The following is a 21,298-nucleotide window of genomic DNA, read 5'->3' as shown; positions in this document are numbered from 1 at the left end:
CCTTCTCGCGCCCCCCGACGATGCCGTAGGGCCTTCTCGCGCCCGCCCGACGGCGTCGGACGGCTCAGGCGTTGCTGCCTCCGAGGGAGTTCCCCCGCATGCCGAACTGGCCGAGCATCCCGGAGTTGCGCAGGTGCTGGGGCGGCAGCAGCTCACTGGGCTGCACCAGGACGTGCCCAGTGCCGGAGAACTGCATCTCCCAGCCCTCGCCGGTGGAGCCCCTGCGTCGCCACACGGCGGACGTGGAGGTCGGTGCCTGGAGCTGGGTCCGCAGGGACGTGGACCAGGCGACGACCGCGTCCGCGTCGCAGCAGACGTTCTTCTCCGGGGTCACCTCCATCACCAGCGGCTCGCCCGAGGTCATGAGGACGACCTGCCCGGATCCGGACAGCTCCAGGTTGTAGGCGCCCGCCGAGGCGATCTCCACCGCACTGTCGACCGCCACGATGCCGAGGCCGAGAGAGCCGTCGAAGGCGAGGACGTAGGAACTGTCGACGGTCAGGCCGCGGCCGACCTCCATGATGTGCAGGTGCTGGGCGAGGTTGGCGAGGTAGACGATGCCGTTGCCCTTGCAGCGCATGAGTTCCAGGCGCTCGCCGGTCATCCGCTCGACGTTGCGCCAGCTGCGGTTACGGTACTGGCTGTCGAACTCCACCTGCCCCTCGAAGGCCACCATCGCGCCCTGCCGGGCCAGCACTGCGCTGCTGCCCTGGGTGACGTCGGTCTTGAGGAGCTGTGGGTTCTGCAGGGTGTAGCGGCCGGTGGACTCCACCGGGACGTGTGCGAAGAGTGTGCTGTGCATGATGTGCGTGGTGCTCCCTTCAGCCCCGGATCTTGAATCGGTCGCCGGTGTCCTCGCTGGGCTGGACGACCACGAAGCCCTGGCCCTTGAAGCCGATCTGGAAGGCCTCGCCGCTGCCCCGGCCGATGAGGGCGCTCGCCTTGACCGTGCGCCGGGCCTTCATGTCCATGCCGGTGGTCCAGGCGATGAGCGCGTCCGGGTCGACGTAGGTCTCCCGTTCGGCGCAGTCCAGGGCCATCGGAATGCCCCGGCTGACCAGCGCGACCCAGCCCGTGCCCCGGATGACGAGGTTGGTCAGGCCCGAGCCGGACAGCTTGGCGAGACCCTTGACCGGCTCGATGGTGAGCTCCAGTGAGGCGTCGCAGGCCAGCAGCGTGGCACCGTTGACGGAGAGGGCCTCCCCGTTCAGGTGGAGGACGAGGACGTCGCCGCCGTAGTCGGCGAGGTAGAGGTCGCCGTCACCGCGGCAGAGCATCAGCCTGCCGCCCTCACCGCTGACCATCTCCTCCGCCGAACGGCGCAGGCTGGCGGGTGCCCCGTCGAACTGCACATAACCGTCGTACGCGATCATCGAGCCGGCCTTGGCCAGCAGGTCGTGGCCGGTGGCCATGGTGACCTTGAGCGTCTTGGAGCTGTGCACGCTCATCCGGACGCCGGTCGAAACGGCGCGGTGCGCGCTGAGTGTCTGGGTGTCCATGAACCTCACACCTCGAAGGGCTGTACGACGACGAAGTTGCCGGGTGCGCCGCGGAACTGGAGGTTCACGGCCTCCGAGGTCTGCCGGGAGTACCCGGAGCGGCGCAACCTGAGCGCGGTCGTGGTGACGGCCTGCGCACCGGCGGACCAGGCGATGACGGCGTTCCCGTCGACATAGGTGGCCGGGCCCACGGGGATGACGACCGGCACGCCGCGTGTCTTCACGGCGACCGCTCCGGTGCCCGAGAAGAGCATGCTGAACAGGCCGCCGCCCGGCAGACCCGCGCCCTCGATGCGGCGTACCTCGGTGTCCAGGGCCTCGTCGAAGGCGAGCACGCCCTGGGCGCTGGTGTAGAGCTGCTCCCCCTGGAGGCGGATGACGAACACCCGGCTGGCCTCGTCGGCGAGGAACACCTCGCCGTCACCCGCGCAGCGCATGAGGGACATGCCCTGGCCGGTGAGCGCCCCGGTGAGCTTGCCGAGCAGACCGGACCCCTTGTGGGCGAAGTCGATGTCGCCCTGGTAGGCGACCATGCTGCCCTGCTTGGCGAGGATGGCGGCGCCCTTGGTGAGGGTGGCCCGCACCAGCTGCGGGTTCTGCTCCGTCCAGCGGTCCCCTACGGGGGCTTCCGCGTACTTCGTCAGAACGACACGGACGTTCGCCTCCGGGGGCACGGGCGCGAGCGCCGTGGCCCCGGCGAAGGGCTGGGCCTGGCCCGGGAAGGCCGCGGGCGCACCCGGAGGGGCGAACTGGCCCGCGGGGGCCCCGGGGGGCGTGAACTGGCCGGCTGGCGCACCGGGGGGCGCGAACTGGCCGGCTGGCGCACCGGGGGGCGTGAACATCTGCGGGCTGGTCGGCGCGGGCGCCTGCGGCGGGACTCCGGGCGGGGTGCCGACTCCGCCGGGCGGAGTGGTGCCGACGATCGTGGGCGCGGTGTGGACGGACGGGGCCGCGGGGGCGGGGGCCGGCGCGGGGGCTGCGAAGCCGGGCGCCGGCGCGGGTGCGGGGGAGGCCTGGGGCGGGGGTGCGAACGCCGGAGCCTGGGAAGGCGCGGGGGCGGCCGGAGCGGGCTCTTCCTCGGCGACCTCTCCGCCGAAGTTCTTCAGCAGCGCGTCGAGGCCGCCGTCGAAGCCCTGCCCGACGGCGGCGAACCGCCAGACGTCCTTCAGGTAGAAGTCACCCAGCATGACGGCGCGTTCCGTCGAGAACTCGCCACCGTCGAAGGAGTACCGGGCCACCTCCTCACCGCCGGCGACGATACGGACGTACCCGGGGGCGATCTGCGACATCTGACCGGCGCCGTCGATCGTCGCGGTGAACGACAGCTTCTGGATCTGCGACGGGATCTTGTCGAGGCTGACCCTGAAGGCCTCCGTGTCGCCCGCCTGCGAGCCCAGGAGCTGAATGGATTCCTCGGGGGACTTCGGCTGGTTGAAGAAGACGAAGTACCGGTCGTCGGAGAGCCGTTCGTCGGCGTCGAGCCCGAAGCAGCTGATGTCGAAGGTCAGCCCGGGGCCGGAGATCTGTACGCCTACGTACAGGTCCGTGCCCGCGGTGAGGTCACTGATCTTGGCCTTGTGGCCGCGTTGGAATTCCCTGGCCATGCGTAACGACCGTCCCCCATCCCGAATGCGAGTGCGTCGCGACAGGCTAACGGCAATCTCGGACACCGGAGGAAGTCGGTACAGATCCGGTACAAAATCCCGCACGAGACTCCCCGTACGGGCCCGACCGGGCCACGGGCACGCTCAGCCGGTACCCGGCAGGTGGGGCAACCGCTCGGCGGCGACCACCCCTTCCAGATAGCCCCGGGCCCGCTCGGTGCGCGGATACGCCTCCAACAGCCGCCAGAAACGGGGACCGTGACCGGGCACCAGCAGATGCGCGAGCTCGTGCAGGAGGACGTAGTCGACGACGTACTCGGGCATGCCCTGCAGCCGGTGCGACAGACGGATGCTGCCCTCGGAAGGGGTGCACGAGCCCCAGCGGGTGTTCTGGTTGGTGACCCAGCGCACCGAGGAGGGCCGGGCACGGCCGTCGAAGTACTGGCTGGACAGGCGTGCGGCCCGCTCAGCCAGCTCGGCGTCGCCCAGGACCCGTTTGCTCTCCTGTGCGGCCAGCTTGTCGAGCATGACGCTCACCCAGCGTTGCTCCTCGGCCTCGGACATCCGGGCAGGGATCAGTACGACGGTGCGATCGCCCTCGCGGTACGCGGAGACCGTCCGACGTCGACGGGAACTCCTGCGTACCTCGATCGCGCTCGCCCCCGAGCCGCTCGGCGGCAGGCTCGTCGTGCTGCGCTGTGGTGTTCCGGCGCGGTGCAGGGGGTCGGCGGGCACGCCCCGACGTTACCCGCTGCACACGGGGGAAGTCCCGACTCCGGGGCGGATGCGTTCCGATCCCCCACGTGTGTTTGATTCGTACGACTGACTTGTACGACGAATACCCACTGCTTGTGGACAACTTTCGGCACCCCGCGGCGGGCCCGGGCATGCTGGCTGGGCCGGCGGAGCTGCGACCGAGCGTCACCGGCTGGACGGGGATGGTCTACGAGGGCTACGGGGGCCTGTCATGCAGTCGAGGAATCCACATCCGACGGTTCGTCCGGGCTCACCGGGCTCACCGGGCTCACCGGGATCTCCGAGCTCACCGGGCTCACCGGTTTCGCCCACTCCTGGGGTGTCGGCGGCGCCGGAGGGCGAGTCGACCTCGGCGTCGGCGTCGGCGTCGGCGTCGGCGTCGGCGTCGGCGTCGGCGTCGGCGTCGGCGTCGGCGTCGGCGTCGGCGGTTGAGCCTGTGGAGATCGTTCCGCTCGTGAAGCCCGCGCTCCGGCGCGGCTGGCGGGATCTCAACACCGTGCAGTTCGGGATGACTCCGGCGCACGCGCTGACGCTGGGTCCGATGGACACGGCGACGGGCAGTTTCCTCGACCTGCTCAACGGCACGCGCGGGCTCCCGCTCCTGCGGGAGGAGGGCCGCCGCATGGACCTGCCGGACGGGCACGTCGACGCGCTGGTGGAAAGGCTGGCGCGGGCCGGGCTCGTCGACGACGCGAGGGGCGGCGGCCCGGCCGCCGAGGCCCTGCGCGCGAAGAAAGACGTCCTCGACCGGCTGCGCCCCGACCTGGCCTCGCTCTCGCTGACCACGTCCGGGCCGGGTGAGGCCATCCGGCTCCTGGCGGCCCGTCGTTCCCTGCGCGTCCAGGTCAGGGGCGCCGGCCGGGTGGGCACGGTCCTGGCAGCGCTGCTGTCGGGAGCCGGGGTCGGCGAGGTCGAGGTGCGGGATGTGGGCTCGGTCGAGCCGGGAGATGTCGCGCCGGGCGGGCTGCCCGCCGAGTCAGTGGGCGACCGCAGGCAGGAGGCGGCGCGCCAGGCCGTTCGGCGATCAGCGCCGGACCGTCCGGAGCGCCGCGGGCCCCGCACACCCTTGGCGGGCGACGACCAGGGCCTCTCCCTAGTGATCCTCGCGCCACGGGACGACGTGGACGTACACGCGCCCGCCCCGTCCGCCGCCGACCCGCTGATCGCTTCGGGCACACCGCATCTGTACGTCGGGGTGGTGGAGGCGACCGGCCTGGTCGGGCCGTTCGTACTGCCGGGTGAGACGGGCTGCGCCGGCTGTCTGCACGAAGCTCGCACGGACCGCGACCAGACCTGGCCCCGCCTGGTCGCACAGTGGCGCTCCGGCAGACCGCGCCGGGAGCGGGCCTGCGATCTGGCGCTGGCCACCACGGTCGCCGGACTGGCCGCCGCACACGCACTCGCCTTCCTGGACGGCCGGGTCCCGTCGAGCGCCGGCGCCCGCTGGGAGGTCTCCCTGCCCGCCCTCAACTGGCATGCGCGGCCGGTCTGGGGGCACCCCGCCTGCCCATGCGGGGCGGCGGAGAAAGGTAAGGAGGAACACACCTCCACCGACGAGGACCCGCACGAGACAATGATGGTGCAACGATCGTCGAAGGAGTTTCGCCGTAGGACAGACGCGGCGCGGCTGGCTGGGACCTGGAGGGCGCATGTCTGATCTTCCCCGCAAGGCGGTCACCCGTACCGCCAAGCTCGCCGCGCTGCCGCTCGGTTTCGCCGGACGGGCGACCTGGGGACTCGGCAAACGGATCGTCGGCGAGTCCGCCGAGCTGGTCGGCCGCGAGGTACAACAGCGCACGGCCGAGCAGCTGTTCAAGGTGCTCGGCGAGCTCAAGGGCGGCGCGATGAAGTTCGGCCAGGCCCTGTCGGTCTTCGAGTCGGCGCTTCCCGAGGAGATCGCCGGCCCCTACCGGGCGGCGCTGACGAAGCTGCAGGAGGCGGCACCCCCGATGCCCACGCGCACCGTGCACGCGGTGCTGGAGGAGCGGCTCGGCGAGGACTGGCGTGAGCTGTTCCTCGAGTTCGAGGAAAAGCCCTCCGCGGCGGCGTCGATCGGTCAGGTGCACCGGGCGGTGTGGAGCGACGGCCGCGAAGTGGCGGTCAAGGTGCAGTACCCCGGAGCCGGCGAGGCCCTCCTGTCCGACCTGAACCAATTGGGACGTTTCGCCCGTTTGTTGGGGCCCCTGGTCCCCGGCATCGACGTCAAGCCCCTCATCACGGAGCTGCGCGACCGGGTCTCGGAGGAGCTCGACTACGGCCTGGAGGCTCAGGCTCAGAGGGCCCATGCCGAGGAGTTCATGGACGACCCGGACGTCGTCGTGCCGGACGTGGTCCACCAGTGCGACCAGGTCCTGATCACGGAATGGATGGACGGCGTCCCGCTCTCGGAGGTCATCTCCGACGGCACCCAGGAGCAGCGCGACCGGGCCGGCCAGCTCCTGGCCCGTTTCCTGTTCTCCGGCCCGGCCCGGACCGGTCTGCTGCACGCCGACCCCCATCCGGGAAACTTCCGTCTGCTGCCCGGCTGCCCGGACGGCGAAGGCGACTGGCGTCTCGGCGTCCTGGACTTCGGCACGGTGGACCGCCTCCCCGGTGGTCTGCCGACCCCGATCGGCACGTCACTGCGGATGACGCTCGACGGCGAGGCGGAGGCCGTCTACGAGCTCCTCTGCACGGAGGGGTTCGTCAAGGAGTCCATAGAGCTGGACCCGGATGCCGTACTCGACTATCTCCTGCCGATCATCGAACCGGCCCAGGCGGAGGAGTTCACCTTCACCCGCGGCTGGATGCGCAGCCAGGCGGCCCGGATCGGCGATCCGCGCTCCCCGGCCTACCAGCTGGCCAAGCAGCTCAACCTGCCCCCGGCGTATCTGCTCATCCACCGGGTGACGCTGAGCACGATCGGCGTGCTGTGCCAGCTGGGCGCGACGGTGCGGCTTCGCGAGGAGCTGGAGGAGTGGCTGCCGGGGTTCGACCCGGAGAAGCGCCCGGAGGAGAACCTGGAGGAGGACTTGGAGGAGGAATCCGCGGCTGAAGCGTGAGGCTTGCGCGCGGAGGATTCCGGGAGGTCTCAGGTCTCACCACCAGTCGGAGTCCAGCCGCCCTTCGATCGCCCTGAGGTTCTCCCGGGAGCAGGCGTCGCAGAAGTACTGGCGGACGCCGTTCTCCACCGAGCAGGTCCAGGTGGGCTGCGGTCCGGCGGCCGCGGCACCGCACCGGGCGCACACAGCAGGCTCGGACTCCGTCGGTGTTCCGAGTTCCTCGGGTTCCCTGGCCGAGCCGTGGTCCTCACTGCCTCCAGAAAGACTCCTCACGCGGTGACGATAACTCCGCCACCCGTCGATCGACGGGCACAACGCACGGCGGGGGCCGGTCCGTTCGGACGGACCGGCCCCCGAAGGGAAAGCTCCGCCTCCCGCTAGGGAGGCCACCGCTTCAGGTGTGTTCGGTTTCCGCTTACTGCATGACGGCCATGGCGAGCGCACGGCGGGCGCGCATCGAGGCGCGCTCCGCCCTGCGCTGCATCCGGCGAGCGGTCGCCAGGCGCACGGCCCGGCGTTCCCGCTCGGCCTCGTACAGTCGCTCGTGCATATGCGCACGAGCAAGGGCTTCTGGGATGAGTTGCATCTCTCGGGTCCTGTTCTGGCGCGAGTCGATCGCACCACTGGTGGTGAAGTCTTCAGGCGCGGAGCCTGCGAACTGCTCGTTGGTGGACGGCTTCATCGGGGCCTGCTTCTTGGGGTCGTGCGTGAGGGGACGGTCGATTGTTCCTGTGGTGTTCATGCCGTGACCGGGTTCTTGCGCGGGCGACCACGCGGCCGCTTCCGGGCGACGACGACACCCTGGACGAACAGCTCGCCACCCCAGACGCCCCAGGGCTCACGCCGTTCCTTGGCACCGGCGAGGCAGGCCTCGACCAGCGGGCAGGTACGGCAGAGGGACTTGGCGTACTCGACGTCCGCCGGCGACTCGGCGAAGAAGACCTCCGGGTCGTAAGAACGGCAGGGGACGGGCACGCCGAGGTTCTCGATGGCGTCGTCGAGCGCGGTGAGCGCCGTGAGCGGGGTCAAGGTGGAGTCCTCCGTGAGGCCGGGCGGGGGGATCGTTTCGGAAGGCGGTACGGACGGGGCGTGCGCTTCGAGTTGCACGGTTCGTCTTCCTCGTCTGTCGTTCCGGCCCTGTTGGGCCGAGTTGCGGCTGGTACCGGGTCTTTTCTTGTCCCGAGGCCCCTTCGCTCCGTCGTCCCCGTTCGGGGAAAACAGAAGGGCCGCGGATCCCGGATGGGGTTCCGCGGCCCTGAAGGCGCCGGCCTGATCGACGATCAGGCTGGATCACTCCAGGGTTCTGGCCCACGGAAGGCCCACATCAGGTGGTGCTGCGTCTGCTTCCGGTCTCCGGCACCGGCTGCCGTAAAGGCATAGGCGTGCGCCTGTGCTTCTACTGCTTCCAGTGCCTTGGTCGGTCGCTCATTGCGCTCCCGGACGGGAAGGCCCGCGAGAGACACGGAGGACGCCGGACGCGCGGCAGGAATGCCGGACAGACCGGTGCCCAGGTTCGAGACGCCGAGCATGCACGTGGAGACGACCGAGCGATCGGTCATTTTGGCGGTGCTGACAGAGCTGCTGTTGATGCTGATCACTGGAATCGCCTCCTCTCGGCGCGTCGGGGGACTGGGATGAACCAGTCCGACGGATATGCAAGTACAGCACGAAAGCGGGGCCCCCGAGAAGGCCTCCGTTCTCGTGGCTACGAACCTATGGGGATTGCTGGGGCATGCGCAAACTATTTTTTCGACGAGTTCGCGTCAGTTCTCAGTTTCTTCTCCCCCGAGCTCCTGGCCTGCGCAGATCGCCAGGACATCGGCTCCGAAGCGGTTGAGCTTGCGGGTCCCGACCCCGGGGATGCGCGCCAGCTCCCCCTCGTCGTCGGGGACGGTCTCGGCGATCGCCATCAGCGTCTTGTCGGTGAAGACGCAGAAGGCGGGCTGCCCGCTGCGCTGTGCCTGGAGCGCACGCCACTCCCGCAACCGCTCGTAGAGCCCCTCGTCCATGTCCGAAGGACAGTCCTCGCAGCGCATCAGCTTCATCTCGCCGGCGTCGGTGAGCGTGCGTCCGCACACCCGGCAGCGGGCCGGAGTGCGCTGCCGGCGCCGGGGGGCGGTGTCGGCTCTGCTGGTGGTGAAGCCGCGTTCGACTCCTCCGGAGCCACTCGCCGCGCTCCGCGCCGCGGCACCGACCGAGCCCGGACGCAGGCCGTCGAGGAATCTGCTGGGCCTGCGGTTCGGACGGCCGCCGGGTGAGCGGGACAGGGCCCACGACACATGCAGACGCTCTCTGGCGCGGGTGACGCCGACGTAGAGCAGGCGGCGCTCCTCCTCGATCTGCTCGTCGGTCTTTGCGTAGGTGATCGGCATCATGCCCTCGGCGACACCGACCAGGAAGACGACGTCCCACTCCAGCCCCTTGGCCGAGTGCAGTGAGGCGAGAGTGACGCCCTCGACGGTCGGGGCGTGCTGGGCACTCGCCCGCTCGTCGAGCTCTGCCACCAGGTCGCTGAGGGTGGCGCCGGGTCTGGAGGCGGAGAAGTCCTGCGCGAGGTTCACCAGGGCGGCCAGTGACTCCCACCGTTCTCTGACGGCCCCGGAGCCGGCCGGGGGCTCGGTGGTCCAGCCCTCGCCCGACAGCACGGCACGCACCTGGGAGGGCAGGTCGACGACGTCGTCCAGGAGCGAGTCATTGCCGCCGAAGCGGGCCGCGCCGCGCAGGGCCACGCCGGCCTTGCGCACCTCGGGGCGGTCGAAGAACCGTTCGGCGCCTCGCAGCTGGTAGGGGACTCCGGCGTCGGCGAGGGCCTGTTCGTAGGTCTCGGACTGGGAGTTCGTACGGACCAGGATGGCGATCTCGCTGGCCCGTACGCCGGAGTCCATGAGCTCACGGATACGCCGGGCGGCGCCCTCGGCCTCGGCCGGCTCGTCGGGGTACTCGCTGTAGACGGGCTCGGGGCCGGCGGCGCGCTGGGAGACCAGCTCCAGCCGGTGGTCGGCGGCGCGGCCCCGGGCCTGGGCGAGCAGGCCGTTGGCGAGGTGGACGACCTGAGGGGTGGAGCGGTAGTCGCGGACCAGCTTGACGACCGTGGCGCCGGGGTGACGGGTGCGGAAGTCGAGCAGGTGGTCGGGAGTTGCTCCCGTGAACGAGTAGATCGTCTGGCTGGCGTCGCCCACCACGCACAGGTTCTCGCGGTCGCCGAGCCACAGCTCCAGCAGGCGTTGCTGAAGCGGGCTGACGTCCTGGTACTCGTCGACCACGAAGTGCTGGTACTGGGATCGCACCTGCTCGGCGATGTCGTGCCGGTCCTGGAGGACGGCGACGGTCAGCAGCAGGACGTCCTCGAAGTCGATGACCGCGCGGGCGCGCTTGAGGTCCTCGTAGGCGGAGTAGAGCTGCGCGATCTCCGCCGGGTCCCGGGGGGACTCACGGCCTGCCTTGGCGGCCGCCGGCGCGTACTCGGAGGGGACGGTCTGGGTGACCTTGGACCATTCGATCTCGCCGGTGACGTCCCGCAGCTCGCCCCGGTCGAGGCGGATCCGGCAGGCGGCCGCGGCGTCGGCGACGAGCTGGATCTTGCGGTCGACCAGCCGGGGCATGGAGCCACCGACGGCTTTCGGCCAGAAGTACTGGAGCTGACGCAGGGCGGCCGAGTGGAAGGTGCGGGCCTGGACGCCGGCGGCGCCGAGCTGTCGCAGCCGGCCGCGCATCTCGCCGGCGGCACGGTTGGTGAAGGTGACGGCCAGCACGCTGGAGGGCTGGAGGATCCCGGCACGCACCCCGTAGGCGATGCGGTGGGTGATCGCGCGGGTCTTGCCGGTGCCGGCGCCCGCGAGGACGCACACCGGACCCTGCAAGGCGGTGGCCACCTCGCGCTGCTCGGGGTCGAGCCCTTCGAGCACCGCGTCGGCCGAGTCCGGTGTTCGCGGGAAGAGCGGGGAGTGCGTTGCTGCTGTCACACGGCCATGCTGCCAGGTCGGCGGAGACGGGTGAGCCGGTTGTCCACAGGCAGGCATCTGCAGTCGTACTAATGCGGCAGGCGTCACGTGCAGCGGAACCCGGCCCGCGGGAATGGTGACCCTTTCAAGTACGTTCCCCACTGCGAGCACATCCGCCGACCCGCCGAAGGAGCACGAGAGACATGCTGGGCACTGTGACGATGTACAGCACCACGTGGTGCGGCTACTGCCGTCGGCTCAAGAGCCAGATGGACCGCGAGAACATCGCGTACACGGAGATCAACATCGAGCAGGACCCCGAATCCGCCGCGTTCGTCGAGAAGGCGAATGGCGGAAACCAGACGGTTCCGACCGTGCTCTTCCCGGATGGCTCGACGCTCACGAACCCTTCGCTGGCTCAGGTCAAGCAGAGGATCGGCGCGTAGCGCGCCGCGGACGGTTGCCGGAAGGCGGCCCCTGACATGGGTTCAGGGGCCGCCTTCCGGTGTTTCGTCCCACTCCCCGGACGTCGTGAATCCGGTAAGGGTTTGGTGTGCCCGACCTCAGACGAAGCTTCTCGTCGGCAGCGGCTTGCCGTACCAGAGCTCGATCAGTCGGGCCGCGATCGAGATGCCGTACGGCGGGAGCACCTCGCCTGACTCGAAGGCGGCGCCCAGCTCGTCGCGGGAGAACCAGCGGGCCTCGTGGATCTCGTCGCCGTCGACGTTGATGTCGGTCGAGGTGGCGCGGGCGAGGAAGCCCAGCATGAGGCTGGACGGGAACGGCCAGGGCTGGCTGGCGATGTACTCGACCTGGCCGACGGTGATGCCGGCCTCCTCGAAGACCTCACGGCGTACCGACTGCTCTATGGACTCGCCGGGCTCGACGAATCCGGCGAGCGTCGAGAAGCGGCCTTCGGGCCAGTGGACCTGGCGGCCCAGCAGAAGCCGGTCGTCCTCGTCGGTGACAGCCATGATCACGGCGGGGTCGGTGCGCGGGTAGTGCTCGGCGCCGCAGGCGGGGCAGCGGCGGATGTGACCGGCCGCGGCGATGACCGTGCGCTCGCCGCAACGGGAGCAGAAGCGATGGGTGCGCTGCCAGTTCTCCAGGCCGACGGCGTGCACCATCAGGCCGGCCTCGCGCGGCGAGAGCAGCAGACCGGCCTCGCGCAGACCGGCCGGGCGGGCGGACTGGTCGATGCGGCCGGGGAGCGCGTCCTTCTGCAGGGCGAAGTAGCGCACGCCCTCCTCGTCGATGCCGAGGAAGTACCGGTGTGCCTCGGTGAGGGGTGCCTCGAAGGACGGTGTCATGACGAGTTCGGTACGGCCGTCGGGCGCCTCGTCGACGAGGACCTGGCCGCCGGAGACCACGAAGCAGCGGGTTGTGGGGTGGCTCCACGCCGCCGCGAGCCAGGCCTCGTCGAGCCGGTGGTGGGCGGCCCGGTCGATGCCGCTCGGGGCGGTGAGCGAGACGGGGCGGTCGGCGGTGTGGTCGGTCCAGGTGGTCACGAGTGCTTCCAACTCCCCCGGTGGAAAGGGTGTTTCGCGGGCGGTTCAGCGGGTCGTACGGCGGGAGATGACCGGGCCCGGTGGGGCGTGGCGGTTCAGGACGGTTCTTCCAGTGTGCCCCGCGTGCCATGCCGGTCCGGACGGCACGGGACGATCAGGGCGCACGGCGCCAGTGCTCGGCGAGGTCGCTCCACAGGTACGCGGTGGTCTCGACGCCTTTGAGGAGGAGGTCGAGCTCGACCTTCTCGTTCGGCGCGTGCCAGCCGTCGGAGGGGACGGAGATGCCGAGGAAGAGGACGGATACGCCGAGGACCTCCTGGAGGTCGGCGGCCGGTCCCGAGCCGCCTTCACGTGTGAAGCGGACGGGCTTGTCGAAAGCGCGGCCCATGGCGCGGACGACGGATTGCAGGGCCGGGTGGTCCAGCGGTGTCAGGCACGGGCGGGTGGAGCCGGTGAAGGTGATCTCCTGCCGGATGCCGGCGGGCACCTGCTCGGCGGCCCAGGCGCGGACGGCCTTCTCGATGTGGCCGGGGTCCTGGCCGGCGACCAGCCGGAAGGAGAGCTTCACCATGGCGGAGGACGGCACGATCGTCTTGCTGCCCGGGCCCTGGTATCCCCCGCCGATGCCGTTGACCTCGGCGGTGGGGCGGGCCCAGATGCGCTCCAGGGTGGTGTGCCCGGCCTCGCCCTGGGTGGCGTACGACTTGGCGGTACGCAGCCAGGCGGCCTCGTCGAAGGGCAGCTCGGCGAAGAGTTCGCGCTCCTGGTCGGTGAGTTCGACGATGCCGTCGTAGAAGCCGGGGACGCGCACGCGCGCGTGCTCGTCGTGCAGGGCGGCGACCAGGCGGGCCGCGGCGGTGGCGGGGTTGGGGACGGCGCCGCCGAAGGAGCCGGAGTGGATGTCCTGGTCGGGGCCGAACAGCCGGATCTCGCACTCGGCCAGGCCACGCATACCGGTGCACACGGTCGGGGTGTCCTCGGACCACATGCCGGTGTCGGAGACGATCACCGCGTCGGCGGCGAGGCGGTTCGCACGCTCCTCGACGAGGGCCCGGAAGTGCGGGGACCCGGACTCCTCCTCGCCCTCGATCAGCAGCTTGAGGTGCACGGCCGGGGCGGTGCGCCCGGTGACGGCGAGGTGGGCGCGGACCCCGAGTGTGTGGAAGAACACCTGGCCCTTGTCGTCGGCCGCCCCGCGCGCATAGAGGCGGTTCCCTCGGACCAGGGGCTCGAAGGGCTCGCTGTCCCAGCCGTCCTCGCGGGCGGCGGGCTGTACGTCGTGGTGGCCGTAGACGAGGACCGTGGGCGCCTCGGGGTCGTCGGACGGCCACTCGGCGAACACGGCGGGCGCACCCGGCGTCTCCCAGACCTCGGTGGTCGCAAACCCGGTCTCCTGAAGCTTCGCGGCGAGCCAGTCCGCACTGCGGCGTACGTCGGGCGCGTGGTCGGGCTGGGCCGACACGGACGGGATGCGCAGCCACTCGGCGAGGTCGTCGAGGAAGGCGGCGCGGTGCTGCTCGACGTACGTACGGACGGCGCTGACGGCACTGTCAACGGGCTGGCTCATGGTCACGAGCCTATCGGCCCGCACCGACATCCTCGTCGTGCGGTTCCTCACCCTGCGGCTCCCCGCTGAGCAGCCGCTCGAGCGCGGCCCGGCCCGGCAGGTCACCCGGCCGTACGACCTCTCCGCTGCGAACGTAGAGGAAGGCGGCGCCGACCGACTCGAGGGGCACTCCCTGCCGCTCCGCCCAGGCCAGCCGGTACACGGCGAGCTGCAGCGGATCGGCGTCGCGGGTGCGACTGGTCTTCCAGTCGACGATCTCGTACGTCGCCGTCGGGCCGTCGCCTTCCTTGTAGACGGCGTCGATCCGCCCCCGGACCACACGGCCGGCGATGGCCAGCTGGAAGGGAGCCTCGACCCGATGGGGCGTGCGCTGGGCGTACTCGGTGCGCTCGAAGGCGTCCTTGAGGGCCTCCAGATCGCGTTCGTCGGCGATCTCGGCCTCGCTGCCGGGCAGTTCCTCCGGCTCCAGCATGGGCAGGGTCAGGGCCTCGAAGCGGGACTCGATCCAGGCGTGGAAGCGGGTGCCGCGGCGTGCCGCCGGTTGGGGCGGGCGGGGCATGGGGCGGGCCAGTTCCTGTGCCAGGCCGTCCGGGTCGGCGGCCAGGCGCATCACCTGGGATGCGGTCAGCGACGCCGGCAGGGGGACGTCGGTGACGCTCTCGCGGGCGCGCAGCAGCTCGCCGGTGAGGGCGTCGAGGTCACGGTCCCAGGAGGCGATGGTGCGGGCCTCCTCCGGGGTAAGGCGGGCGTGGGCGGGCCCCGGGGCTGCGAAGTGCGCGGGCTCCGGTGCCGTGGGGTGCGGGGGCTCCGGTGCCGTGGGGTGGGGCCGGGCTCGTTCCGTACCCGGCTGTCCCTTGGCGTCCGGCCCCGCCGCCTGGTGTGGGACGGTCGGGCGGTCCGCGCTCCAGGAGTCCCACTCGGCCGAGTCCTCCTCGCCGAAGGGGTCCTCCTCTCCGAACGGACCGTCTTCGAACGGACGCTCCTCGAAGAGTTCGTCTCCGTAGCCTTCGTCCCCGTGGCGAGCGTCCCCGTGGCTCGGGTCGTCGTCCGGCGGGGGCACCGGCCAGTCCGGGTCGTCGTAGGTGTCCGGGTCGTGCGTGGCCGCGGGGTGGCCGTCCGGGTGGGAGGCGAGGTCCTCCAGATGGGCCAGGACCGTCTCGGCGGCCGCCCGGCGCCGGGCCAGGGACGCCGGGTCCAGGGGCAGGGGCCACACCTGGTCAGTGGTCTCCTGGAACAGGACCGGGTTCTCCGCGTCCTCGGCGGGCTCGTCCGCCCACGCCTCGATCTCGCCGTATCCCGCGGCGCAGTGCTCGTACAGGTCCTGCAGGAAGCCGGACGGTCCGCGGGGCTTCTTCTGGGTGGGGCCCCACCAGTGGCCGGAGCCGAGGAGGAGGGAGCGGGGGCGGGTGAAGGTGACGTAGCCGAGGCGGAGTTCCTCGGTGAGCTGGTGCTCCTTCATGGCCTCGTGGAAGGCCTTCAGGCCGCGGGAGTCCCAGGAGGTGACGTCGGGGAGGGTGTCGGTGTCGCCGCGCAGTTCGTGCGGCAGCACCTTGCCCTGGGTGGTCCACTTCTCGCGCCCCTGGGTGCTGGGGAAGGTGCCGGTGACCAGCCCGGGGACGACCACGACGTCCCACTCCAGGCCCTTGGACTTGTGCGCGGTGAGCACCTTTACGGTGTTCTCGCCGCCGGGCAGGGCGTTGTCGAGGCCCTTCTCGTACTGGGCGGCGGTGCGCAGGAAGCCGAGGAAGGCGAGCAGGGTCGCCGCGTTGTCGCCGGCGGCGAACGAGGCGGCGACGTCAAGGAAGTTGGACAGGGTCTCGCGGCGGCGGGCGGCCAGGGCGTGCGGGGACGCCGACAGCTCGACCTCCAGGCCGGTGACGGCCAGGACGCGGTGCAGGACGTCCATCAGCGGGTCGGACAGGGAGCGGCGCAGGTCGCGCAGTTCGGTGGCGAGGCGAGCGAACCGCACGCGCGCGTCCGGCGAGAAGGGCAGCCCGTCGTTGTCACCGTCGCCGTCGAGCGGGGACTCCAGGAAGGTGTCGAGGGCGTCCGCGAGCGATATCACCTCGGACGGATCGACCCCCTCGACGGCTTCGGCGAGACGGCGGTCCGGGTCGTCGTCGCCCTCCACGCGCGTGTGGGACACCAGCAGCCGGGCCCGGCGTCCCAGCAGGGCGAGGTCGCGCGGGCCGATGCGCCAGCGCGGACCGGTCAGCAGGCGGACCAGGGAGGCGTTCGCACCCGGGTCTTGGAGGACCTCGCACACGGCGACGAGGTCGGCGATCTCGGGCAGGTGCAGCAGCCCGGAGAGGCCGACGACCTCGACGGGGACGTCCCTGGCGACGAGCGCGCCCTGGATCTCGGCGAAGTCGGTGGCCGTACGGCACAGGACGGCGATCTCGCCGGGCGCCTTGCCCGTGTTCACCAGGTGCGCGACGGAGTCGGCGATCCAGGCGATCTCCTCGGCGTGGGTCGGCAGGAGGGCGCAGCGGACCGTGCCGTCGCGTTCGGCGCCGGGCGCCGGACGGAGGGCCTCCACGCCCGCGTGCATGGCGCGCAGCGGCTCGGCCAGGCCGTTGGCGAGGTCAAGGAGGCGGCCTCCGCTGCGGCGGTTCTCGCTGAGCGCCTGCCGGGTGGCGGGACGGCCGTCGGCCTGGGCGAAGTGCTCGGGGAAGTCGTCGAGGTTGGCGACGGAGGCGCCGCGCCAGCCGTAGATCGCCTGGCAGGGGTCGCCGACCGCGGTCACGGGGTGGCCGGTACCGCCGCCGAACAGGCCCGCGAGGAGGATGCGCTGAGCCACCGAGGTGTCCTGGTACTCGTCGAGGAGCACCACGCGGAACTCGTCCCGCAGAACGCGGCCCACCTCCGGGATCTGGGCGAGTTGCGCGGACAGGGCGATCTGGTCGCCGAAGTCCAGCAGGTCGCGCTCGCGTTTGGCGGCCCGGTAGCGGACGACCAGCTCGGCGAGTTCACGGCGCGCGGCGGCCGTGTCGGGGACCTTGCGCAGGTCGGCGTTGGTGAGTTTGACGCCCTCGAGGGCACGCAACAGCTCGGCGTCGTACGCACGCAGGTGCTCGGGCTTTACGAGGTGTTCGGCCAGCTCGGCGTCGAGCGCGAGGAGGTCGCTGACCAGGTCGGCGAAGGAGCGGGTGAGCGCCGGGTAGGGGCCGGGGGCCTCGCGCAGTACGCGCGCGGCGAGTTGGAAACGGGTGGCGTCGGCCAGCAGCCGGGAGGTCGGCTCGAGGCCCATGCGCAGGCCGTGGTCGGTCAGGAGCCTGCCCGCGAAGGCGTGGTAGGTGGAGATCACCGGCTCGCCCGGCGGGTTGTCCGGGTCGATGACGTCGGGGTCGGTTACGCCCGCCTTGATCAGCGCCTTGCGGACGCGCTCGGCGAGTTCGCCGGCGGCCTTGTTGGTGAAGGTGAGGCCGAGCACCTGCTCGGGGGCGACCTGGCCGGTGCCGACGAGCCACACCACCCGGGCCGCCATCACCGTCGTCTTGCCCGACCCGGCTCCGGCCACGATCACCTGCGGGGCGGGCGGCGCGGTGATGCAGGCCGTCTGCTCCGGGGTGAACGGGATACCGAGGAGCTCCTTGAGCTGATCGGGATCGGTGATACGGGCAGGCATGTCGGAGAGGCTAGCGGCGGCCACTGACAGTCGAGGACGAATCACCCCCACGAGTGGAGAGAAACGCAGGTCAGCACCTGTGGTGCAACCGATCACACCGGCATTACAGCGGTGCGCTCACTCCACCACGTGCCGTCCTTCGGACTTGGCGCTGCACGACGCCCGGAACGCGCAGTGTGTGCAGTGCTGGCCCGCACTCGGCGTGAACCGTTCGTCGAGGACCTTGCCGGCCGCGGTGGCGAGCAGGTCGCCCACCCACTCTCCTTCCAGCGGTTCCTGTGCCTGCACCTTGGGGAGGATCTCGCCGCCGTCCCGCTTGGCGGCGCCCTGGCGCAGCTGGACGAGTTCCGCACCGCCCGGCTCGGGCCGCACACCGTCGAAGGCCTCGTCCACCGCGCCCTCCCGGACGGCGAGCTGATAGACCGCGAGCTGGGGGTGACGCTCGACCTCGGCCGCGCTGGGGGCCTGTTTGCCGGTCTTGAAGTCGACGACATAGGCGCGGCCCTCGCCGTCGGCCTCCACGCGGTCCATCTGACCTCGGATACGCACCTCGACATCGCCCGCTTCGAGGGTGACGTCGAAGTCGTGCTCGCTGGCGACCGGTGTACGCCCGGTGCGGTCCATGACGTGCCACTTGAGGAAGCGTTCGAGGGCCACTCGCGCGTTCTCCTTCTCCTGCGCCGACTTCCAGGGCGCGTCGAAGGCGAGGGCGTTCCACACGGAGTCCAGGCGCTCCATGAGGACGCCGAGGTCGGCCGGTGTGTGTCCGGAGGCGACCTCGTCGGCGAGGACGTGCACCACGTTGCCGAAGCCCTGGGCGGCCGTCGCGGGCGCGTCGGCCTTCACCTCGCGGCCCAGGAACCACTGCAGGGCGCAGGTGTTGGCGAGCTGGTCGAGGGCGCTGCCGGAGAGCACGACGGGCTGGTCGCGGCTGCGCAGCGGGACCTTGCTCTCGGTCGGCTCGAACATGCCCCACCAGCGGTAGGGGTGGGCGGAGGGCACCAGGGGACGGCCGTCCTCGTCCGCCAGTGCGGCGAGCCGGGCCAGGCGCCGGGCTGCGGCCGCTCTGAGGGGGGCGGAGACGCGCGGGTCGACGGTGGTGGCGCGGAGTTCGGCGACGAGAGCGGCTACCGCCAGGGGGCGGCGGGGGCGGCCGGTGACGTCCCGGGGTTCGACGCCGAGTTCGGTCAGGAAGCGGGAGGGCTGGTCACCGTCGTCCGCGGGCGCCTTGACCGCGGTGACGACGAGGCGCTCACGCGCGCGCGTGGCGGCCACGTAGAACAGCCGGCGCTCCTCGGCCAGCAGGGCGCCGGGGGTGAGCGGCTCGGCCAGTCCGTCGCGGCCGATCCGGTCGGCTTCCAGGAGCGAGCCGCGGCGGCGCAGGTCCGGCCACAGCCCTTCCTGGACGCCCGCGACCACGACGAGCCGCCACTCCAGGCCCTTGGAGCGGTGCGCCGTCATCAGACGGACGGCGTCGGGGCGTACCGCGCGGCGGGTGAGTGTGTCGGCGGCGATGTCCTCGGCGTCGATCTCCGCCAGGAAGTTCAGGGCGCCCCGGCCGCCGGTGCGCTCCTCGGCGCGGGCCGCGGTCGCGAACAGGGCGCACACGGCGTCCAGATCACGGTCCGCGTTGCGTCCGGCCGCGCCACCACGCCTGGCTGCTCGCTCCAGGCGCGCGGGCCACGGCGTGCCCTCCCAGAGGTCCCACAGGGCCTCCTCGGCCGTACCGCCGCCCGCGAGGCGCTCACGGGCCTTCCTGAGCAGCGCGCCGAGCCGCTGGGCGCCACGGGCGTACACGGGGTCGTGCACGGCCAGCCGTTCCGGCTCGGCCAGCGCCCGTGCGATCAGCTGGTCCGAGGGCGGCGGCAGCGGGTTGCCCCCGGCCCGCTCCTCGTCGCGCAGGGCACGGCCGAGGCGGCGCAGGTCGGCGGCGTCCATGCTGGCGAGGGGGGAGGCGAGGAGGGTGAGGGCCGTTTCGGTGTCGAGCCAGGAGGTGCTCGGTGAGGGTGCCTCGGCGGCACCCTGCGGCTCGGCGGAAGCAGGCTGTGGTTTCTCGAAGGCATCCTGCAGCTCGGCAGTCGCCGGCTGTGGCTCCCCAGACGCACCCTGCCGCTCGGCAACCACCGGCAGTGGCTCCCCAGACGCACCCTGCCGCTCGGCAACCACCGGCTGGGGTTCCTCGAAGGCATCCGGCGGCTCACCGGAAACAGCCTCGTCGCCCCGTACGTCCTCACTCCCGGGCGTATCCGGGACCACCTCCGCCGCGGCCACCGCGCGCAGTGCCGTCAGCAGGGGTGCCACCGCCGGTTCGTGGCGCAGGGGGAGGTCGTCGCCGTCGATGTCCAGGGGCACGCCCGCCGCGGTGAGCGCGCGGCGGACCGAGGGGATGGTGCGGGAGCCGGCGCGCACCAGGACGGCCATCTCGCCCCAGGGGACGCCGTCCTCCAAGTGCGCCCTGCGGAGGATGTCGGCGACGTTGTCCAGCTCGGTGCCGGGTGTCGGGTACGTGTACACCTCGACGCCGCCCCCGTCCCGGGCCGGAGTGAGCTCCCGGTGGGCGCGCACCTTCTCGGCGGGAAGGCGGGTCAGCGGCATGCGCTGGGTCAGCAGCCGGGTCGCGGCCAGCAGGCCGGCTCCGGAGCGGCGGGAGGTGCGCAGGACCTCGACGGGCGCCGGACGGCCGTCCGCGCGCGGGAAGGCCCGGGGAAAGTCCAGGATGCCGTTCACGTCCGCGCCGCGGAACGTGTAGATCGACTGGTCGGGGTCGCCGAAGGCGACGAGGGTGCGGCCGCCCCCGGCGAGGGCGTGCAGCAGCCGTACCTGAGCCGGGTCGGTGTCCTGGTACTCGTCGACGAGTACCGCGTCGTACTGCGCGGCGAGCCGCCCGGCGACCTCGGGGCGGCCGGCGAGGAGGACGGCACGGTGGACCAGTTCGGCGTAGTCGAGTACGCCCTGCAGATCAAGCACGTCGAGGTACTCGGCGAGGAAGGCGGCCGCGGCGCGCCAGTCGGGGCGGCCTATGCGGCGGGCGAAGTCGTCCAGAGCACCGGGGCCCAGGCCCAGTTCACGGCTGCGGGCGAGGACCGCGCGGACCTCGTCGGCGAAGCCGCGGGTGGTCAGGCAGGCGCGCAGGTCGTCCGGCCAGCGCACGTGCGCGAGGCCGAGCCGTTCCAGGTCGGGCTGGCCCGCGAGCAGCTCACGGACGGCGACGTCCTGTTCCGGGCCGGACAGCAGCCTGAGGGGCTCCACGAACAGGTCGGTGTCCTGGTGGGCGCGGACCAGGGCGTAGCAGAACGAGTGGAAGGTGGTCGCCTGAGGCGCGCGCGCCGCCCCGACGCGCAGCGCCATGCGGTCCCGCAGCTCGACGGCCGCCTTGCGGCTGAACGTCAGCACGAGCACGCGCGCGGGGTCACCGCCCCGGGCGATCCTCGACGCCACCGACTCGACGAGCGTGGTGGTCTTGCCGGTGCCCGGACCTGCGAGAACGAGCAGTGGGCCGGTGGCGTGGTCAACCACGGAACGCTGTGCTGCGTCAAGACGAGGGGGGTCCGAGCGGGCCGGCGGGGTACGCACCAGTCGGTAAGCGCCACGGTTCCCCTGTCGCCCCTGCGGGTGCGACAGACGCTTGGTGGAGGAAGAGGTGCTCACGTGGTTCGCCGGTCCTGGTGGGTGTGCTGTTGGGACGTCCTCCGCGCGTGGAGGACGGTGATCGCGGGATGAGGGGGACGCGCGCAGCCGACGCTACGCCGACGGG

At 71.7% G+C, this 21,298-nt stretch carries 17 protein-coding genes; 3 read left to right on the top strand and 14 right to left on the bottom strand.

Features of this window, described 5'->3' with window-relative positions; genetic code table 11:
• Nucleotides 1–64 precede the first annotated feature (64 nt).
• The 5 genes from AQJ84_RS13510 to AQJ84_RS43465 form a co-directional block, all read right to left on the bottom strand.
• The gene (locus tag AQJ84_RS13510) at nt 65–802 is read right to left on the bottom strand and encodes an AIM24 family protein (RefSeq protein ID WP_030038263.1); all 738 of its coding nucleotides are present in this window, start codon (nt 800–802) and stop codon (nt 65–67) included.
• A 19-nt stretch (nt 803–821) separates the two neighbouring features.
• Nucleotides 822–1,499 (bottom strand): AIM24 family protein, encoded by a 678-nt coding sequence (locus AQJ84_RS13505; RefSeq protein WP_030038264.1) that lies wholly within the window; start codon nt 1,497–1,499, stop codon nt 822–824.
• Nucleotides 1,500–1,504: 5 nt separating this feature from the next.
• Complete coding sequence (locus AQJ84_RS13500; protein WP_030038265.1) at nt 1,505–3,103, bottom strand: TerD family protein; 1,599 nt, start codon at nt 3,101–3,103, stop codon at nt 1,505–1,507.
• A 144-nt stretch (nt 3,104–3,247) separates the two neighbouring features.
• A complete protein-coding gene (locus AQJ84_RS13495; RefSeq protein WP_078631563.1) occupies nt 3,248–3,838 on the bottom strand; it encodes a M48 metallopeptidase family protein in 591 nt (196 codons plus the stop codon).
• A gap of 186 nt (nt 3,839–4,024) precedes the next feature.
• Complete coding sequence (locus tag AQJ84_RS43465; protein ID WP_169807746.1) at nt 4,025–4,408, bottom strand: hypothetical protein; 384 nt, start codon at nt 4,406–4,408, stop codon at nt 4,025–4,027.
• On the opposite strand from AQJ84_RS43465, the gene AQJ84_RS13490 reads away from it, so the two are divergent.
• Nucleotides 4,302–5,516, top strand: coding sequence for a TOMM precursor leader peptide-binding protein (locus AQJ84_RS13490; protein ID WP_030038267.1), 1,215 nt, complete (start codon nt 4,302–4,304; stop codon nt 5,514–5,516). The genes AQJ84_RS43465 and AQJ84_RS13490 overlap by 107 nt on opposite strands.
• Nucleotides 5,509–6,900 carry an ABC1 kinase family protein gene (locus AQJ84_RS13485; RefSeq protein WP_030038268.1) on the top strand — a complete coding sequence of 464 codons (1,392 nt, stop codon included), beginning with the start codon at nt 5,509–5,511 and terminating at the stop codon, nt 6,898–6,900. Before AQJ84_RS13490 ends, AQJ84_RS13485 begins: the two co-directional genes overlap by 8 nt.
• Before the next feature lie 36 nt (nt 6,901–6,936).
• Here AQJ84_RS13485 and AQJ84_RS43040 read toward each other — a convergent pair whose 3' ends face one another.
• The 5 genes from AQJ84_RS43040 to AQJ84_RS13470 all read right to left on the bottom strand — a co-directional run bounded on the left by AQJ84_RS43040 (nt 6,937) and on the right by AQJ84_RS13470 (nt 10,862).
• Nucleotides 6,937–7,173 carry a hypothetical protein gene (locus tag AQJ84_RS43040; RefSeq protein ID WP_128092196.1) on the bottom strand — a complete coding sequence of 79 codons (237 nt, stop codon included), beginning with the start codon at nt 7,171–7,173 and terminating at the stop codon, nt 6,937–6,939.
• Nucleotides 7,174–7,315: 142 nt separating this feature from the next.
• Nucleotides 7,316–7,642 (bottom strand): hypothetical protein, encoded by a 327-nt coding sequence (locus AQJ84_RS13480; RefSeq protein ID WP_030038269.1) that lies wholly within the window; start codon nt 7,640–7,642, stop codon nt 7,316–7,318.
• Nucleotides 7,639–8,007: a WhiB family transcriptional regulator gene (locus AQJ84_RS13475; RefSeq protein ID WP_030038270.1), complete on the bottom strand. Its 369-nt coding sequence runs from the start codon at nt 8,005–8,007 to the stop codon at nt 7,639–7,641. Before AQJ84_RS13475 ends, AQJ84_RS13480 begins: the two co-directional genes overlap by 4 nt.
• Nucleotides 8,008–8,180: 173 nt before the next feature.
• Nucleotides 8,181–8,498: a hypothetical protein gene (locus AQJ84_RS40840; RefSeq protein WP_078631565.1), complete on the bottom strand. Its 318-nt coding sequence runs from the start codon at nt 8,496–8,498 to the stop codon at nt 8,181–8,183.
• Between the two features lie 165 nt (nt 8,499–8,663).
• Nucleotides 8,664–10,862, bottom strand: a complete 2,199-nt coding sequence (locus tag AQJ84_RS13470; RefSeq protein WP_198536415.1) for an ATP-dependent DNA helicase UvrD2 — start codon at nt 10,860–10,862, stop codon at nt 8,664–8,666.
• 182 nt (nt 10,863–11,044) lie between these two features.
• On the opposite strand from AQJ84_RS13470, the gene AQJ84_RS13465 reads away from it, so the two are divergent.
• Nucleotides 11,045–11,287 carry a mycoredoxin gene (locus AQJ84_RS13465; protein ID WP_030038272.1) on the top strand — a complete coding sequence of 81 codons (243 nt, stop codon included), beginning with the start codon at nt 11,045–11,047 and terminating at the stop codon, nt 11,285–11,287.
• Between the two features lie 117 nt (nt 11,288–11,404).
• Here the strand turns inward: AQJ84_RS13465 and nudC are convergent, their stop codons facing one another.
• The 4 genes from nudC to AQJ84_RS13445 form a co-directional block, all read right to left on the bottom strand.
• Nucleotides 11,405–12,349 (bottom strand): NAD(+) diphosphatase, encoded by a 945-nt coding sequence (nudC, locus tag AQJ84_RS13460; protein WP_030038273.1) that lies wholly within the window; start codon nt 12,347–12,349, stop codon nt 11,405–11,407.
• A gap of 154 nt (nt 12,350–12,503) precedes the next feature.
• Nucleotides 12,504–13,916 carry a dipeptidase gene (locus AQJ84_RS13455; protein WP_030038274.1) on the bottom strand — a complete coding sequence of 471 codons (1,413 nt, stop codon included), beginning with the start codon at nt 13,914–13,916 and terminating at the stop codon, nt 12,504–12,506.
• 10 nt (nt 13,917–13,926) lie between these two features.
• Nucleotides 13,927–17,544: an ATP-dependent DNA helicase gene (locus AQJ84_RS13450; protein ID WP_030038275.1), complete on the bottom strand. Its 3,618-nt coding sequence runs from the start codon at nt 17,542–17,544 to the stop codon at nt 13,927–13,929.
• Nucleotides 17,545–17,661: 117 nt separating this feature from the next.
• Nucleotides 17,662–21,192 (bottom strand): ATP-dependent helicase, encoded by a 3,531-nt coding sequence (locus tag AQJ84_RS13445; protein ID WP_079022777.1) that lies wholly within the window; start codon nt 21,190–21,192, stop codon nt 17,662–17,664.
• Nucleotides 21,193–21,298 lie beyond the last annotated feature (106 nt).

The organism is Streptomyces resistomycificus (assembly GCF_001514265.1).
Lineage (GTDB): Bacteria > Actinomycetota > Actinomycetes > Streptomycetales > Streptomycetaceae > Streptomyces > Streptomyces resistomycificus.
Note: the sequence above shows the minus strand (reverse complement) of the source record. Positions and strands in the feature narration are given on the sequence as shown.

Bases quoted from the DNA above. Each gene is read 5' to 3' on its own strand.
- AQJ84_RS13510 (WP_030038263.1), bottom strand. From the start codon at position 802: ATGCACAGCACACTCTTCGCACACGTCCCGGTGGAGTCCACCGGCCGC.
- AQJ84_RS13505 (WP_030038264.1), bottom strand. From the start codon at position 1,499: ATGGACACCCAGACACTCAGCGCGCACCGCGCCGTTTCGACCGGCGTC.
- AQJ84_RS13500 (WP_030038265.1), bottom strand. From the start codon at position 3,103: ATGGCCAGGGAATTCCAACGCGGCCACAAGGCCAAGATCAGTGACCTC.
- AQJ84_RS13485 (WP_030038268.1), top strand. From the start codon at position 5,509: ATGTCTGATCTTCCCCGCAAGGCGGTCACCCGTACCGCCAAGCTCGCC.
- AQJ84_RS13480 (WP_030038269.1), bottom strand. From the start codon at position 7,642: ATGAACACCACAGGAACAATCGACCGTCCCCTCACGCACGACCCCAAG.
- AQJ84_RS13465 (WP_030038272.1), top strand. From the start codon at position 11,045: ATGCTGGGCACTGTGACGATGTACAGCACCACGTGGTGCGGCTACTGC.
- AQJ84_RS13455 (WP_030038274.1), bottom strand. From the start codon at position 13,916: ATGAGCCAGCCCGTTGACAGTGCCGTCAGCGCCGTCCGTACGTACGTC.
- AQJ84_RS13450 (WP_030038275.1), bottom strand. From the start codon at position 17,544: ATGCCTGCCCGTATCACCGATCCCGATCAGCTCAAGGAGCTCCTCGGT.